We start from the raw sequence: 16,242 nt of genomic DNA, 5'->3' as shown, positions 1-16,242 counted from the left end.
ACGGTCTGATGTGATTGTCGTCAGGGAGGATCGGCAGCTTACGCATTCTCCTCGAAGTTTCAGGCGATCACCGCGTTCCGGGGAAGGCCAACCGGAAATGATCCAATCGTGATCCGAAGCGGGCTTTTGCGGCTTCGGTGACGGGCATGAAGAGGCTGATGATCGTGCCTTCGGGGTCGCGGAACTGGACCGAGCGATTGCCCCAGGGAAGCAGCTTGGGCTCATGCACCAACTCGGCCTTGTCCTTCAGGCGGACAAACGCGGCATCCACGTCGTCGACCATGAACTCCAGGATCGCCGTGCGGTTCGCGCCCGGCTCGGCGCTTCCCGCGCTGAAGACCGCGACGGTTTCTGCGCTGCCGATCGCCAAGGTGGCGGCGGGCGTGACGATCTCGGCGAACTGCGGCGCGAGCCAATCGGCGGCCTGGCCGGTCACCGTCTCGTAGAAGGCGACCATCGCCTTGATGTCGGCGGCGATCAAACGGACAGAGGCGAATTTCATGATCATCTTCCTGGCTGGCCGAAGATCGGCTTGTACGGGGCGGGCTAATGGCACAGGCCTGCTGACAGCGTTCTGTCAGCAGGAGTCATGAGCCGTTGCGTCGCGCCGAACGCCTCTTCCAGATCATTCAGATCCTTCGCCGGTCGACCAGGCCGGTGACGGGAGCCGCCTTGGCAGCCGAGCTGGAGGTGTCCACGCGTACCGTGTACCGCGATGTCGCGGACCTGATGGCGCAGCGGGTGCCGATCACGGGCGCGGCCGGGCTCGGCTACCTGCTGGCAGCCGAGTACGACATGCCGCCACTGATGCTGACATCGGCCGAATTGGAAGCCGTCGTCCTGGGCGCGCAGTGGGTCGCCGGACGGGACGATAAACTTCTCTCTCCCGCTGCCCGTGACGTTCTCGCCAAGATTGCTACCGCCGTGCCGGCCCATCTGAGGCCGTTTATCGCGGAACCGAGCACGGCCACAGAGCCATCCCTCAACGACATGGAGGAGGTGGTGGAAACCGCCAGCCTGCGGGACGCCATTCGCAAGCGGTTGAAACTGCGCCTCCAATACTGCGCTGAGAACGGTGAGCGGACCGAGCGGGTCGTCTGGCCCGTTGTGCTTGGCTATTCCGACACCAAGCGCGTACTGATCGCGTGGTGCGAGACGCAGCAGGGCTTTCGCCATTTCCGCACCGACCGGATGCAGGCTGCCGAACTCCTGGATCAGCCGATCGGCGAACCACGCGGGCCGTTGCTCCGGCGCTGGGAAGCATCGCGGTCGGCAGAACTCGCCGAAACCAGCCGGCGCGCCTGAGAACACCCGGCTACAGACGGGCTGCCAGACGGCATCTGCGAGACAGCCCGGAACGTCGGCAACGGCAACTCACGCTGCACGGCCGCTCAAAATCGGCCGGACCGAAGTTCACCAGAGCCGGATACAACGCGGCTTGCGCTTAGCGTATATCTGTGCCCGTTCTGTGTCGCGACCCCAGGAAGGTAATTCCGTTGGTTCCGATGGGGCAGTGTAGATGACAATCGCCTTCCCGCTTCACCATCTCTTTCGGTAAAGGCCGCTGCATTGAGCAAAGTACGCTAACGCCAGATGTTTACATCGCGGTGAACGTCATAGGCATCCACGACTTGGAATTGTTGGCGCTCTACGAGTTCTGCCGAACCCTGCAGGCAAACGGCAATGGCTCTGAAAGCCGTAATTTTCCATGTCGGAAGCAGGAATATTTGGAGCTATGACCTATGTCGCAGAGCATCCACTAAAAGGATGAAGGCGGCCGACGATTGTCGTCGACTGGGGTAATAGAGGTGATAACCGGCGAATGGTGGACACCAGTCTTCCAGCACGCGTGTTAACTTACCCTGGCGAATGTGCTCGGCAACCGAGGTCTCCATCACGAACCCCAAGCCGACGCCGCGAAGCGCTGCCCGAACGATTGTCGCCGTGTTGTTGCAGGACATCTGACCTTCGACGCGGACCCGTACCTCCCGATCGCCTTGTTCCAGCTCCCAGGCATACATGCCGCCCGCCGACCGCAGACGAAGATTGATGCAATTGTGCTGCGCCAGATCCTGCGGTGTTTTCGGGATGGGGTGTTGATCGAAGTAAGACGGTGAGCCAACCACCGCCATCCGTAGATCGGGGCCGATCCGTGCGGCGACCATATCCTTTGCCAGCGCCTCGCCAAGCCTGACGCCGGCATCGAACTGATCCGTGACGATGTCGGTAAGGCCGGAATCGATGCTGAGCTCGACCTGGATGTCCGGGTATTCTGCCAGGAACGGCGCCAACACTGGCAGCAGCACTGTTTCCGCCGCGTGTTCCGACGTGGTGATCCGGATCATGCCCCGCGGCTTGTCGCGAAGATCGCTGAGGGAAGCGAGCTCGGCATCGATCATTCCTAGCGCCGGCGTCAACGTCGCCAGCAGTCGCTCACCAGCTGCGGTGGGCGCAACGCTCCGGGTGGTTCTCGTCAGCAGTCGGACACCAAGGCGCGTCTCAAGTCGCCGTACGGTATGACTGAGCGCCGATTGCGATGTCCCTAGCTTCGCTGCTGCACGGGTAAAGCTGCGCTCTGCAGCGACCGCCATGAAGGCGTTCAGATCGACAAGGTCATCGCGGTCCATTCATGAACCATAGCGATAGGTTCATGCGGCATCTAGCGCCTAATCGAATGCGGCGCGCAGGACCATATCCTCATTCTCAAGCGGAGATCGAGCGATGGACATCACCCACAGTGGGTCACAGCCTTCGGGCAAGGGACCGGACGATTACTTCACTGGCACAGTGCGGACCGACGCACCGTTCAAGGGCAGCGGTGCCCTGAGTGGTGCAACGGTCACCTTTGAGCCCGGCGCCCGCACTGCGTGGCACACGCATCCGCTTGGCCAAACGATCATCATCACGTTCGGGCTAGGCCGTGTGCAGCGTGAGGGTGGCCCGGTAGAGGAGGTTCGCGCCGGCGACATCGTCTATTTCGGGCCAGGCGAGAAGCACTGGCACGGTGCTGCGCCGAGCAATGCCATGAGCCACATCGCCATTGCTGAGGTGCAGGACGGCAAGGCGGTCGACTGGTTGGAGAAGGTGTCTGACGCCGACTATCAGGCGAGTGTTGCGTAATGGCGCACGAACGCACCCCCGCGCAGAAGGCCTATGCGGACGTCGCCCCTGATTTCGCCGAGTTGTCTGACCGCGTGCTGTTCGGCGAGGTCTGGGAGCGGCCCGGCCTCTCCCCACGTGACCGCAGCCTTATTACCGTCGCGGCGCTGATCGCGACCTATCGGCACAACGAGCTGCCTGGCCACGTTGCCCGTGCGCTCGCCAACGGGGTCACCAAGAACAAGCTGGTCGAGACGGTTATCCATCTCGCCTTCTACGCGGGCTGGCCAACGGCAAACACGGCCATTCCCGTGCTGCGTCAGGCGTTCGCCGACGCGGGCGTCTGATCCGTTTATCTCAGAATCCAAGGAAGATCATGCAGACCATCGGCTACGCCGCCCAAGACACCAGCGGCCATCTTGCGCCCTTCCATTTCGACCGTCGCGAACTGCGACCGAACGACGTTGCGATTGAGATCCTGTATTGCGGGGTCTGCCACTCAGACCTCCACACCGTCCTCAACGACTGGGGTTGGACAACCTATCCGACGGTAGTGGGTCATGAGATCGTCGGCCGCGTCACTGAGGTCGCGCCCGATGTGACAAAGCACAAGGTCGGCGACATCGTCGCGATCGGCTGCATGGTAGATAGCTGCCAGCATTGCGACCAGTGCCTCAAAGGCGAGGAGCAGCTCTGCCGCGAGGGCAACACTGGCACCTATGGCGGCACTGACCGGGTCACCGGCGAGCCGACCAAGGGCGGCTATTCCAAGCACATTGTTGCCCGGCAGGAGTTCATTCTGACAATGCCTGATGGCCTGGACGTCGCCAAGGCGGCGCCGCTGCTGTGCGCGGGGATCACGACCTATTCGCCGCTGAAGACCTGGGGCATCAAGGACGGTAGCCGCGTCGGCGTGACGGGGCTCGGCGGTCTCGGCCATATGGCGGTAAAGCTGGCTGCCGCCATGGGCGCGCACGTGACCGTAATGAGCCGCACAGCGGATAAGCGGGCCGATGCCCTGGCGCTGGGCGCACACGCCTTCCTCGTCTCAGAGGACGCGGACGCGATGACGCAGGCGGCATCCAGCTTTGACCTCATCATCGACACGGTGCCGGTCAAGCACGAGCTCGATCCCTATTTGCCGCTGCTTGACGTCGATGGCACGCTGGTGCTGGTCGGCCAGATCGGCCCGATGAGTGAAATGAACACCGTGCCGCTGCTGCTCGGGCGCCGACGCGTCGCGGGTTCGCCGATTGGCGGCATCGCCGAGACGCAGGAGATGCTCAACTTCTGCGCGGAGAAGAGCATCCTGCCTGAGGTCGAGATGATCGCGATGGCCGACATCAACCAGGCCTATGAACGGATGGAGCGGTCCGACGTGCGTTACCGGTTCGTCATCGACATGGCCTCGCTCGATCTGGCCGAAGCCGTTTGAACTGAAAGGATCCGCTTATGAAGCCGCATGTCGCTTGCCTGATGATGTCATCGATCGACGGACGTCTGCACCCGAGCCGCTACACTGATAGTCCGGACGGCACCCGGAAGGAGTGGAGCGGTCTCTATGAACGATTGCATGGCGAGATGGCGGCCGACGCGTGGCTCGTCGGGCGCGTGACGATGGCGGAGATGTCTAAGGCGGGTCCTCACGCACCCGCTGACGGCGTCGCCGCGATCAGGCCGGTCCATGTCGCTGCGAAGGCTGACAGCTACGCCGTCGCGGCCGACCGCGGGGGTAAGCTGCATTTTGACAAGGGTGACGTGGGCGGCGACCATGTGATCGTGCTGCTCGGTGCCGACGTTTCGGACGAGCATCTGGCCGAGCTTGCGGGCGATGGCGTGTCCTACGTCGTCGCGGATACGGCGCAGATCGATCTCGCTGCGGCACTCGACACTCTGTCTGCGCACTTCGGCATTCGTCGCCTGCTGTTAGAGGGCGGCGGTGGAATTAACGGCTCGATGCTGGCGGCTGGCCTCGTGGACGAACTTCACGTGCTGGTCGCGCCAGCGCTGGATGGCGGCGACGGCATCCAGGGTATCGTCTCTCATGGCGCTGGCGGCCTCGCCGGGACGGTGAAACTTTCGTTCCTGTCGGCGACCCCGATGGAGCACGGCGTCGTTCACTTGAGCTATGACGTGCGGTCGGATCGAGATGCTTCATGAAGCGTCTCGCCATCATCTTCGCCGTGATCGCGTCGCCCGCGTTCGCGCAACAGCCGCAGACTGGATCTATTGCTCCACCTGCGATGCAACGAATTGCACCGGGCCTTGCCGGTTATACAGACGACGTCCTGTTCGGTGATGTCTGGCGCCGACCGCAGCTCGCGCCACGTGATCGCAGCCTCGTCACCGTTGCCGTATTGATCGCGACGGGTAAGACAGCGCAATTGGAAGGGCATCTGGGACGCGCGCTCGACAACGGTGTGACGTCGACCGAGGTATCGGGGATCGTCACTCACCTTGCCTTCTATAGCGGCTGGCCGAGCGCGGTCTCGTCATTAGAAGTAATTGAAAAGGTGTTCCGCGCCCGGGGGATCGATACGTCCAAGATCCCGCGACGCACTGGAATGCTGCCGGTGCCTGCGTCGGATGGCGACCGGGCGAAGGCGGTAGGTGCGACTGTGGCACCGGTTGCTTCGAAGCTTGCGGAGATGACCAACGACGTGCTCTTCGCCGATCTGTGGCGCCGTGCGGATCTGGCACCGCGTGACCGTAGCCTCGTCACCATTGCAGCGCTTGCCGCTGGCGGTGACAGCGATCAGCTCGCCTTCCATATCCGGCGCGGTATCGAGAATGGGCTGACGCGCGAGCAGATTGGCGAGGCGTTGACGCATCTCGCCTTCTACGCCGGCTGGCCGAAGTCGATGGCGGCGGTTGCGGTTGCGGAAAAGGTTACGGCCAGTGACGGCGCCCCATTGGCTGCATTGACCATCGTGCCCGCGGGTGCCGGATTGGCACGCGGGCCAGCCAGTAACTTCACCGGCGTGGTCGCTACTGACACGCCATTTCGCGGAACGGGTGGATCAATGCTGGGCGGCGCGCGTGTGACCTTCCAGCCTGGCGCGCGCAGCAACTGGCATGTCCATCCTCTCGGCCAGCTTCTTTTCGTCACGGAAGGTAGGGGACTAGTTCAGGAAGAGGGCGGGCCTGTCCGCACGATGCGGCGCGGCGATGCCGTGTGGACCGCACCAGGAGTTAGGCACTGGCACGGCGCCGCACCGGACAGCGTTATGTCCCACGTCGCAGTGAGCGAAGCGGTAGACGGACAACAGGTCGTCTGGGCAGAGCCGGTCACTGACAAGGATTATGGTCGGCGTCCCATCAGCTGATGGAAAGACCAACAAAGCTTGCCGTCGTTTATGAATACGGCAGATAGGTTCATGCCGATAAGGGCATGTAATCAAATCAGTTCTCATGCGTTATCGTGTCGAGGGGTCGTAAGCTGCGCTCTGCAGTGACGATAATATCGGCGTTTGCATTGACGGCCGCCCATGCGCGGACCGGGAAGGACAGGGATATGAGCAGCTCAAACGACATGGAGATCTCCCGGCGCGGAGTGCTCGTTGGAAGCGCCGCGGCTGCGGCGTTGACGACCGTGTCCGTAGCGGACGCACAGGCCGCCCCGGTCCAGCCGAAGCCGGCAATGATGAAGGTCGCCATGAAGGTGAATGGCCAGCGCCGTTCGCTAGAGATCGACACTCGGACGACGTTGCTCGATGCGCTCCGCGAACACCTGCAGCTGACCGGCTCCAAGAAGGGCTGTGATCATGGTCAGTGCGGTGCCTGCACCGTCATGGTCGGGGGCACCCGCATAAACTCGTGCCTGAGCCTCGCCGTGATGCACGAAGGCGACGAGATCACCACGATCGAGGGGCTCGGCACGCCGGACAAACTGCATCCGATGCAGGCGGCGTTCGTCAAGCACGACGGTTATCAGTGCGGCTACTGCACACCTGGACAGATTTGCTCGGCCGTGGCGGTGCTCGGTGAGATCAAGGCTGGTATTCCAAGCCACGCGATGGCGGACGTCACTGCGCGACCACAGGCCACCAACGACGAGATGCGCGAGCGGATGAGCGGCAATATCTGCCGCTGCGGTGCCTATTCGAACATCCTCGAGGCGATGACCGAAGTCGCGGGAGCGAACGCATGAAGCCCTTCACCTACGAACGCGCAAAGACGCCCGCCGAGGCTGCCGCGATTGTCGCTGGCCGACCTGGCGCCAAGTTCATCGCTGGCGGGACCAACCTGCTCGATCTGATGAAGCTGGAAATCGAGACGCCGACGCACCTCGTTGATGTCCAGGATTTGAAGCTCGATCGGATCGAGGCGACGCGCGACGGCGGGCTGCGGATCGGCGCGAACGTCACGAACACCGCGCTGGCGTCGGACGACCGGGTTCGGCGCGACTATGCGGTACTGACCAAGGCGATTGTCGCGGGCGCCAGCGGACAGTTGCGGAACAAGGCGTCGACCGCCGGCAACATCCTGCAGCGGACCCGATGCCCGTATTTCTACGACCCCAACCAGCCCTGCAACAAGCGCAAGCCGGGGTCCGGCTGTGCCGCGATCGGCGGCTATTCGCGTCAGCTCGCTGTTATCGGTTCGTCCGACGCCTGCATCGCCACCTTCCCCGGCGACATGGCGGTCGCGCTCCGGGTCCTCGATGCAACGGTCGAAACGGTGAACCCGCAGGGCACGACTCGGGCCATCCCGATGGGCGACTTCCACCGGCTACCCGGCAATACGCCGCAGTTTGACAACACGCTTGCGCGCGGCGAGCTGATCACTGCTGTCACGCTGCCCAAGCCGCTCGGCGGGCAGCATTTCTACAACAAGGTTCGGGACCGTGCATCCTACGCCTATGCGCTCGTCTCCGTCGCTGCGGTGATCCAGCCCGACGGCACCGGCCGCGTCGCGGTGGGCGGTGTCGCCCACAAACCGTGGCGGGTCGAGGCGGCGGAGACGGCGATGCCGCAAGGCGCTCGCGCCGTAGCAACGCGTCTGATGGCAGGTGCCAAGCCGACCGAGGACAATGCGTTCAAGGTGCCCCTCGTCGAGCGGACACTCGCTGCAGTGATGCATGACGCAGGCATGAAAAAGGTGGCAGCATGAAGTTTGAGACACCTGCGGGTACCAACCCGATCGATCAGCTCAAGGTCGTCGGCAAGCCGACCGATCGTATCGACGGCAAGTTCAAGACCACCGGTACCGCGCCTTATGCCTACGAGCGGCACGACGTCGCGCCGAACCAGGCCTATGGCTACATCGTCGGATCGGCGATCGCCAAGGGCCGCATCAGCTCGATCAACCTTGCCGATGCCAAGGCTGCGCCTGGCGTCCTGGCGATCGTCTCGACGCTCGACCACAAGCCGCTGCCTCTCGGACCGCAGAACACTGCCAATCTGTTCGGCGGAGCGGAGATCCAGCACTATCATCAGGCTATCGCACTCGTCGTCGCTGAGACCTTCGAGCAGGCGCGTGCCGCGGCGAACCTAGTCCGCGTCGACTATGCCCGGACGAAGGGCAAGTATGACCTTGAGGCACTTGCGCCCACCGCCCCGCTGGAAGGCGGCAGCAGTGGTGAAGGCAGCGGCGCACCGCCGATCGACCGCGTCGGCGACTTCGACGGTGCCTTCGCCTCGGCGCCGGTGAAGCTTGATCAGCACTATACGACGCCGGGTCACAGCCATGCCATGATGGAGCCGTTCGCGACCATCGCCGCCTGGGATGGTCCGAAGCTGACGGTCTGGACGTCCAACCAAATGATCGCGTGGGCGAAGCGCGACGTCGCCAAAACACTGAGCCTCGCACCCGAGAACGTGCGCGTCGACTCGCCCTACATTGGCGGCGGGTTCGGCGGGAAGCTGTTCGTCCGCGCTGACGTGCCGCTCGCTGCGCTGGGCGCGAAGGCGGCGGGTCGTCCGGTGAAAGTGGCGATGCAACGGCCGTTGATTGCGAACAACGCGACGCACCGTCCTGCGACCATCCAGCGCATCCGACTGGGGGCGACGAAGGACGGCAAGATCACCGCGATCGCGCACGAGAGCACCTCCGGCAACCTGCCCGACGGCAAGCCCGAGACCGCCGTTGCGCAGACCAAGCTGCTGTACGCTGGTGCGAACCGCATGACTCTGATGAAGCTCGCGGTCATTGATCTGCCTGAAGGCAACGCCATGCGTGCGCCGGGCGAGGCACCCGGTCTCATGGCCCTGGAAATGGCGATGGACGAGATGGCGGAGAAGCTGGGTATGGACCCAGTGGAATTCCGCATCGTCAACGACACGCAGGTCGACCCCGAGAAGCCGCAGCGACCGTTCTCTCAGAGGCAGCTGATCAAGTGCTTGCGCGAAGGCGCTGACCGGTTCGGATGGAGCCGACGCAACGCAAAGCCCGCATCAGTGCGCGAGGGGCGCTATCTGATCGGGATGGGAATGGCCGCGGCGTTTCGTAACAACCAGCTGACCAAGTCTGCTGCGCGTGTTCGCCTTGATGCTAAGGGGATCGTGACGGTCGAAACCGACATGACCGACATCGGCACCGGCACCTATACGATCATCGCACAGACCGCTGCGGAGATGATGGGCGTCGCGCTCGACAAGGTGGTGGTGAAGCTCGGTGACTCCGATTTTCCAGCTTCGGCGGGCTCAGGCGGCCAGTGGGGCGCGAACAACTCGACTGCGGGCGTCTATGCGGCGTGCATCAAGCTGCGCGAGCAGGTGGGCCAGCGGCTCGGAATGAGCGGCGATGTCCAGTTCGCGGATGGCGAAGTCCGTGCAGGCGGTCGCAGTGCCAAGCTCGCCGATGCGGCCCGCAACGGTCCGCTGACCGCCGAGGACTTCATCGAGTATGGCGACCTTGCCAAGAAGTACCAGCAGTCGACCTTCGCCGGTCACTTCGTCGAGGTCGCTGTGGACTCGTTCACTGGCCAGACCCGCATCCGCCGCATGCTCGCGGTCTGCGCCGCAGGACGCATCCTCAACCCGAAGTCCGCCCGCAACCAGGTGATCGGGGGCATGACTATGGGTGCCGGTGCGGCGCTGATGGAAGAGCTGGCGGTCGACAAGCGTTTCGGCTTCTTCGTCAATCACGATCTGGCGACTTACGAGGTGCCAGTCCATGCCGACATTCCCCACCAGGAGGTCGTGTTCCTCGACGAGGTTGATCCGATTTCGTCGCCAATGAAGGCCAAGGGCGTTGGCGAGCTCGGCATCTGCGGCGTTGGCGCGGCGGTCGCCAACGCGATCTACAACGCCACCGGCGTCCGCGTCCGCGACTATCCAATTACGCTCGAAAAGCATCTCGCCCGGCTTCCTCAGGTCGCCTGATCGCTCGGCTTTGACAGGACTTCAGATGAAACAGCGTATTCTTGGACAGGGCGGTCTTACGGTCTCTGCCCTCGGGCTCGGGTGCATGAGCCTTGCATCGACCTATGGTCCGGCGGGTGACCGGCAGGACGGGATCGCATTGCTGCGCCGAGCTGTCGACGCGGGGGTGACCTTCTTCGACACCGCCGAGGCATACGGCCCCTTCACTAATGAGGAGATGGTAGGCGAGGCGTTACAGACCGTCCGCGATCAGGTGGTGATCGCGACCAAGTTCGGCTTCGACATCGACCTGGAAACCGGCGAGCGCCGCGGAGGCGTCAACAGCCGGCCCGAGCACATCAGGGCGGTGGCAGAGGCGGCGCTGAAGCGACTGCACACCGATCGCATCGATCTGTTCTACCAGCATCGGGTTGATCCGGCCGTGCCGATCGAGGACGTCGCCGGCGCGGTCGGGAGGCTTATTGCCGAGGGCAAGGTCGGACACTTTGGCTTGTCCGAGGCGGCACCGGAGACGATCCGCAGGGCACACGCGGTCCAGCCGGTCACGGCGCTGCAGAGCGAGTATTCGCTGTTCTGGCGCGAACCCGAAGAGGAGCTTCTTCCACTGGTGCAGGAACTGGGGATCGGCTTTGTCCCATTCAGTCCGCTCGGCGCCGGGTTCCTGACAGGGCAAATCGATGAGAACACCGTCTTCGCCCCGGGTGACTTCCGCAACCACGTCCCGCGCTTTTCGCGCGAGGCGCGCAAGGCGAACATGGCTCTGGTCGACGTCGTCCGACGCGTCGCCGCCCGGCGTCTGGCAACACCCGCTCAGGTCGCGCTCGCATGGCTATTGGCACAAAGTCCTTCGATCGTGCCGATCCCAGGAACCAGCAGACTGCCGCGGCTCGAGGAAAACCTGGGCGCGGTCGACCTGACACTGACGGCACAAGACCTCGCGGAGATTGAGAGCGGAACTGCCGGCTTCGCAGTAGAAGGCACTCGGCTGCCCGAAGGTGCGCTTGCCATGACCCGTCGCTGAGCAGCGAGACCCGTAGCAACACCAATAAGGGCCATGCCATGAAGTTCGACACGCCGGCGGGGCCCAATCCGATCGACCGCATGCGCGTGGTTGGTAAGCCGTTTGACCGGATCGACGGTCCACTCAAGACCACGGGAACGGCTCCCTATGCCTACGAGCGGCACAACGTGGCGCCGAACGCTGCGTACGGCCATGTCGTGGGGGCGGCGATCGCAAAGGGAAGCATCGTCAAAATCGACACCGACGAAGCCGCGATGGCACCGGGTGTGATCGCGATCGTCACGGTCGAGAATGCTGGGGTGCTTGGCAAGGGCGACTTCATCCACGCCCCCGCCTTGGCTGGTACCGTGGTTACCCACTATCATCAGGCGGTCGCGCTGGTGGTAGCCGACACGTTTGAGCAGGCACGCGCCGCAGGAGCGTTGGTGCGGGTCGACTATACGCGCACGGCGGGCAGGTTCGACCTTGCCAGGGAGAAGTCGTCGGCGGCCTTGGCCCCAACCTCGCCGCCAACCGCGCGCGGCGATTTCGCTGAAGCGTTCGCCGGCGCACCGATCAGGATCGACCAGACCTACACGACCCCGGACCAGAGCCACATGATGATGGAGCCGCACGCCACCATCGCAGCTTGGGCTGGCGACCGGCTGACGGTGTGGACCTCGGTGCAGACGATTGACTGGGCGCGGCGCGACCTCGCCAAGATCCTGGGAATGCCCAAGGATAATTTGAAGATCAGCTCGCCTTACATCGGGGGTGGCTTCGGCGGGAAGGCGACGGCGATGGCCGACGTCGTCCTGGCTGCGCTCGGCGCGCGGGCGGCGAACCGACCGGTGAAGGTGGCGCTCGCCCGGCCGATGATGGTCAACGGCACTGTCCACCGAGCCGCGACGATCCAGCGGTTGCGGATCGGTGCCGCGCGCGACGGGCGCATCCTCGCGATCGGACACGAGACCGTTAGCGGCAATCTGCCCGACGGCATGGTGGAGCCATGCACCATTCAGACCCCATCGCTGTACGCCGGCAATAACCGGATGACGGAGACGCGTCTTGCACTGCTCGATCTGCCGGAAGCGAGCTCGATGCGTGCGCCGGGCGAGGCGCCCGGCATGATGGCACTTGAGATCGCCATGGACGAGTTAGCCGAGGTGCTGGAGATGGATCCGGTTGAGCTGCGCGTTCGCAACGACGCAAAGGTCCATCCCGGCGACGGCAAGCGCCCGTTCTCAACGCGTGCATTGGTGCCTGCGCTGCGCACCGGTGCGCAGCGGTTCGGCTGGGGCAACCGCAATTCGAAACCGGCGCAGGTCCGCGACGGCCGCTGGCTGGTCGGCATGGGCGTCGCTTCCGCGATCCGCGGTGCACGCACAAGGACTTCGGGCGCTCGCGCGAAGCTGGAGCCGAACGGCCGCGTCGTGATCGAAACCGATATGACGGATATCGGCACCGGCAGCTACACGATCATCGCGCAAACGGCAGCAGAGATGATGGGGCTACCGCTCGACCGCATTGACGTGCGGCTCGGCGAGAGCGACTATCCGGTGACGGTCGGCTCCGTGGGACAGCGCGGCGCGACCAGCGCCACATCGGGCGTCTACGCCGCCTGCGTGAAGCTGCGCGAGGCGGTCGTACAGCGGCTCGGGTTGAACGCAGCCGACGTCAGCTTTGATGATGGACGTGTCGTTAGTGGCGATCGGCGCATCGCGCTCTCCGACGCCGCTCGCACCGGACCATTGGTCGGCGAAGACACAGTCGAATTCGGCGAAGAGCTTGGCAAGATCTATGCGCAGGAGGCCTTCGGCGCTCACTTCGTCGAGGTCGGTGTCGATGCATACACCGGGGAGGTACGGCTCAGGCGGATGCTCGCGGTTTGCGCGGCAGGACGCATTCTCAATCCTAAAACCGCGCGCAGCCAGGTCATTGGCGCCATGACAATGGGCGCCGGCGCGGCGTTGATGGAGGAGCTGGCAGTGGACAAGCGCTTCGGCTTCTTCGTCAATCATGACCTCGCAAGCTACGAAGTGCCGGTTCATGCCGACATGCCGCACATGGACGTGATCTTCCTCGAAGAGACGGACGCGACCATCTCGCCGATGAAGGCGAAGGGCGTTGGCGAACTGGGACTTTCGGGCGTCGCGCCGGCGATCGCGAATGCGATCTACAACGCAACGGGCGTGCGTGTGCGCGACTATCCGATGACGCTCGATAAGCACCTCGCGAAGCTACCGTCGATCGCCTGAACTACAGGCTTACGGTGCTGTCGTCCGGCCTATGCTAGACTTCGCTACGTCGGCACCGATCTCAAGCTAGATCCGTCGTCATCTCTATCATGGTCGCTCGGAAGCCCAGGCCAGCGAACAGGCGTTTTGCCGGCTCGTTCCTGGCCGCGGTCGACAGGACGAGCCGGGGTACACCACGGCGGACGAATTGGTCTCGGATCGCTTCGACAAGCGCGCGGCCGATGCCTAGTCCGCGATCATCGGGATCAACCATAAGGTCGTGAAGCACGCCCGCCGGGCCGCGCAAAGCCATGAAGTCGTTCCCTTCGATTAATCCGTAGGCGTAGCCTTGGACCCGCTCGCCTTCCACGGCGACCAGCACGATGGCCCCTGTGCATTATCCGGACACAGATTCACGGTAGGCTTGGCTTTCACACTAGCCTTGCCTTTCGGTCAGCGGATGAAAGGGGTTTGCGAAAGGCGTTTCCCGTAGGGACACGCCAGCGCCGCCATTACCCCGAAGACGGTCGTTTATGAAAGGAATGGTAGGGCGGAAGTTGGTTCGGTAACGGCCAGGATTGGGATGATAGACCGGTCGGCTTACGGATGATCCGTCGCGCTGGCCGACATGTCGCGACGCTGCCGCCTTTCTCGAAAAGGATCGAATTTCGGGAATGTCCGGATTGGGAGCTAGACGACGCCGGTCCGCTGCCGATTGCAGAGTGGCTAAAGGCGGGCCACCATGCGGCGACATACAGAGTAGGGGCGGATCAATGCTTGAAGGCCGTGATTGGGCGGGGGTGAATAGTGCGACGCTTGAGGTACTGTCACGCCTTGAGGGGGTTGCGCCAAACGGTCTGCCTAAGCGGTATCACGATCTGCTCGCGTTCAGCGACGGTGGAGAAGGTCCATTGCCGATCCAGCCTTTGTACCTGTGCTTAGACCCAGCAACGACGGTCGCAGATGCGATTGAAAGCGAGAACAACGGACAGGCGGATTTGCAAGGCTTCCTTATCTTCGGTTCGAATGGTGGCGGCGAGTATATTGCCTTCGACACCCGCGACGTATCACCCTGGCCGGTGGTGACCATCGACATGGTAGCGGGCGGTAGCAGCGCCAAGGCGATCGCACCTGACTTTGATGCTTTCCTCGATCAAATCGGGGTGGAGGCAGCGTCGGTTTAACGGGGCGCAGATTGCCCGAACAGTCGGATTACGGTCTCGAAAGGGATGCTCAATCGGGAATCATCGCATGCCGGTGACAGGTTCGATCAGGTCCCATCGATTGCCATACAGATCTTCGAAGACAGCCACGATGCCATATGGTTCATGGCGAGGTGCCTCAACGAAGCGGACACCCTGCTGCGTATAGGCAAGGTGGTCGCGGGCGAAGTCGTCCGTTTCGAGAAACAGGAACACTCGACCGCCGCTCTGATCGCCGATCGCTTCACGTTGCCTGTCGCCGACAGCCCGCGCCAGTAACAGTCCGTTCGCCGCGCCGGGCGGCGCGACCACGACCCACCGCTTATGATCTGTCAGCGCGATGTCCTCACGCAGCTCGAAGCCAAGCTTCCCGACGAAGAAGGAGATGGCGGTGTCATATTCGTCGACGAGGACGGCGGTCAGGTTCAAGTGCTGTGGCATCCGGTGACGTTGCCCTGATCTGGACGTCGAGCCAACGCCCGTTTCCGGTCTGGAATCGCGATCAGGAGGGTCGAACCCTTAGGCGAGGTCAGCTATTTGTAGCGCAGCGACCACCGCCTCTTTTCATCCGAACGAGGCCTACAATAGCCAAACCGATTGAAACGCCCATTGCTCCGCCGATCAGATTGTCCGGCACATGCTGGCTTACCAATACCGGCATAAGCACCGCCGGCATGATCGCGGGGACGATGATGAGCGGCAGGTATCGAGTTCTGGCGTTCTTCATGTCTAGCCCTGTATTGCAGGGTTAGCAGCGTCTCACACGGATGGTTCCTCGACAAGATGCACGTTCCCGGAATCGATCGGATTCCGGGAATGGCCGGGTTTGGTGGACTGCGGCCGCTCCGGTTTCGAGCAAATGCGATGGAAAGCTGACACGGGTTGCGGTACTCAATTGCGATGAAAACCCAGCTTCATAGCCTCGACCTGTTCGCTGATTATTTTCAGTTCTATGTCTGCGACGGGCATTTCGAGACGGACACAAGCACACTTTGGGATGAAGTCGCGACCGATCGTATGCTGGCAGTAGGCGCCGATCTTGTGGCGGTCGGAACCGCCCGAAATATGGACGTTCCGCTGAAACTTGAGGTTCATGACGTTGAGCCCGCCAGCGATATCTCCGAGTGGGATCAAGTGATTGACTGCGGGTTATCACTTTCGAGTGGCACGGTTATCGCGTTTGGCTGCACCGAAAATCCTGATGATGCGAAACGGTTCTCCGTTCAGCCCGGCTCATACAAAGCGCGTGTATCATATGCCAATCTGAACGATCTGTCCGCTGATGGCCTAGAGGGAAACGACCTCTACAGAGTTCAGCTCTGGCCCGGCGAGGAAGGATCAATTGCTGTAGTAAAGCAGCGTTCTATTTCGGAGTGAAG

The 16,242-nt window shown here is 62.9% G+C and carries 18 protein-coding genes; 13 read left to right on the top strand and 5 right to left on the bottom strand.

What is annotated here, in order from left to right; all coding sequences use genetic code 11:
• Positions 1-67: 67 nt before the first annotated feature.
• A complete protein-coding gene (locus J4O76_RS20155) occupies positions 68-502 on the bottom strand; it encodes a VOC family protein (protein ID WP_426283886.1) in 435 nt (144 codons plus the stop codon).
• Between the two features lie 95 nt (positions 503-597).
• Between J4O76_RS20155 and J4O76_RS20150 the strand changes: the two genes are divergently transcribed.
• Positions 598-1,305 carry a helix-turn-helix transcriptional regulator gene (locus tag J4O76_RS20150; RefSeq protein WP_426283885.1) on the top strand — a complete coding sequence of 236 codons (708 nt, stop codon included), beginning with the start codon at positions 598-600 and terminating at the stop codon, positions 1,303-1,305.
• Between the two features lie 428 nt (positions 1,306-1,733).
• On the opposite strand, the gene J4O76_RS20145 is transcribed toward J4O76_RS20150, so the two are convergent.
• Positions 1,734-2,627: a LysR family transcriptional regulator gene (locus tag J4O76_RS20145; protein ID WP_426283884.1), complete on the bottom strand. Its 894-nt coding sequence runs from the start codon at positions 2,625-2,627 to the stop codon at positions 1,734-1,736.
• A 94-nt stretch (positions 2,628-2,721) separates the two neighbouring features.
• Between J4O76_RS20145 and J4O76_RS20140 the strand changes: the two genes are divergently transcribed.
• The 10 genes from J4O76_RS20140 (at position 2,722) to paoC (J4O76_RS20095) (ending at position 13,682) form a co-directional block, all read left to right on the top strand.
• Positions 2,722-3,120, top strand: a complete 399-nt coding sequence (locus J4O76_RS20140) for a (R)-mandelonitrile lyase (protein ID WP_426283883.1) — start codon at positions 2,722-2,724, stop codon at positions 3,118-3,120.
• Entirely contained in the window at positions 3,120-3,446 is a 327-nt protein-coding gene (locus tag J4O76_RS20135; protein WP_426283882.1) for a carboxymuconolactone decarboxylase family protein, read from the top strand. The genes J4O76_RS20140 and J4O76_RS20135 overlap by 1 nt, the downstream gene beginning before the upstream one ends.
• Before the next feature lie 29 nt (positions 3,447-3,475).
• Entirely contained in the window at positions 3,476-4,534 is a 1,059-nt protein-coding gene (locus tag J4O76_RS20130; RefSeq protein ID WP_426283881.1) for an NAD(P)-dependent alcohol dehydrogenase, read from the top strand.
• Between the two features lie 17 nt (positions 4,535-4,551).
• On the top strand, positions 4,552-5,259 hold the full coding sequence (locus J4O76_RS20125; protein ID WP_426283880.1) for a dihydrofolate reductase family protein: 708 nt from the start codon (positions 4,552-4,554) through the stop codon (positions 5,257-5,259).
• The gene (locus J4O76_RS20120; protein ID WP_426283878.1) at positions 5,256-6,425 is read left to right on the top strand and encodes a (R)-mandelonitrile lyase; all 1,170 of its coding nucleotides are present in this window, start codon (positions 5,256-5,258) and stop codon (positions 6,423-6,425) included. The genes J4O76_RS20125 and J4O76_RS20120 overlap by 4 nt, the downstream gene beginning before the upstream one ends.
• A gap of 188 nt (positions 6,426-6,613) precedes the next feature.
• On the top strand, positions 6,614-7,249 hold the full coding sequence (gene paoA, locus J4O76_RS20115) for an aldehyde dehydrogenase iron-sulfur subunit PaoA (protein ID WP_426283877.1): 636 nt from the start codon (positions 6,614-6,616) through the stop codon (positions 7,247-7,249).
• On the top strand, positions 7,246-8,211 hold the full coding sequence (locus tag J4O76_RS20110; protein ID WP_426283876.1) for an FAD binding domain-containing protein: 966 nt from the start codon (positions 7,246-7,248) through the stop codon (positions 8,209-8,211). Before paoA ends, J4O76_RS20110 begins: the two co-directional genes overlap by 4 nt.
• A complete protein-coding gene (gene paoC / locus J4O76_RS20105) occupies positions 8,208-10,424 on the top strand; it encodes an aldehyde oxidoreductase molybdenum-binding subunit PaoC (protein ID WP_426283875.1) in 2,217 nt (738 codons plus the stop codon). The genes J4O76_RS20110 and paoC (J4O76_RS20105) overlap by 4 nt, the downstream gene beginning before the upstream one ends.
• A 25-nt stretch (positions 10,425-10,449) precedes the next feature.
• Complete coding sequence (locus tag J4O76_RS20100) at positions 10,450-11,445, top strand: aldo/keto reductase (RefSeq protein ID WP_426283873.1); 996 nt, start codon at positions 10,450-10,452, stop codon at positions 11,443-11,445.
• Positions 11,446-11,483: 38 nt separating this feature from the next.
• Complete coding sequence (gene paoC / locus J4O76_RS20095; RefSeq protein WP_426283872.1) at positions 11,484-13,682, top strand: aldehyde oxidoreductase molybdenum-binding subunit PaoC; 2,199 nt, start codon at positions 11,484-11,486, stop codon at positions 13,680-13,682.
• A gap of 61 nt (positions 13,683-13,743) precedes the next feature.
• Here the strand turns inward: paoC (J4O76_RS20095) and J4O76_RS20090 are convergent, their stop codons facing one another.
• Complete coding sequence (locus J4O76_RS20090; protein ID WP_426283871.1) at positions 13,744-14,043, bottom strand: GNAT family N-acetyltransferase; 300 nt, start codon at positions 14,041-14,043, stop codon at positions 13,744-13,746.
• Positions 14,044-14,434: 391 nt separating this feature from the next.
• Here J4O76_RS20090 and J4O76_RS20085 point away from each other — a divergent pair, with 391 nt between their 5' ends.
• Positions 14,435-14,845, top strand: a complete 411-nt coding sequence (locus J4O76_RS20085) for an SMI1/KNR4 family protein (protein WP_426283870.1) — start codon at positions 14,435-14,437, stop codon at positions 14,843-14,845.
• Between the two features lie 60 nt (positions 14,846-14,905).
• Here the strand turns inward: J4O76_RS20085 and J4O76_RS20080 are convergent, their stop codons facing one another.
• Complete coding sequence (locus tag J4O76_RS20080; RefSeq protein WP_426283869.1) at positions 14,906-15,292, bottom strand: VOC family protein; 387 nt, start codon at positions 15,290-15,292, stop codon at positions 14,906-14,908.
• Between the two features lie 100 nt (positions 15,293-15,392).
• Positions 15,393-15,590: a hypothetical protein gene (locus J4O76_RS20075; RefSeq protein WP_426283868.1), complete on the bottom strand. Its 198-nt coding sequence runs from the start codon at positions 15,588-15,590 to the stop codon at positions 15,393-15,395.
• Positions 15,591-15,763: 173 nt separating this feature from the next.
• Between J4O76_RS20075 and J4O76_RS20070 the strand changes: the two genes are divergently transcribed.
• A complete protein-coding gene (locus tag J4O76_RS20070; RefSeq protein ID WP_426283867.1) occupies positions 15,764-16,240 on the top strand; it encodes a hypothetical protein in 477 nt (158 codons plus the stop codon).
• Positions 16,241-16,242: the final 2 nt, after the last annotated feature.

It is taken from the genome of Sphingomonas sp. NFX23 (assembly GCF_049887795.1).
Lineage (GTDB): Bacteria > Pseudomonadota > Alphaproteobacteria > Sphingomonadales > Sphingomonadaceae > Sphingomonas.
The sequence above is the reverse complement of the archived record's forward strand: the minus strand, read 5'-3'. Positions and strand labels throughout refer to the sequence as shown.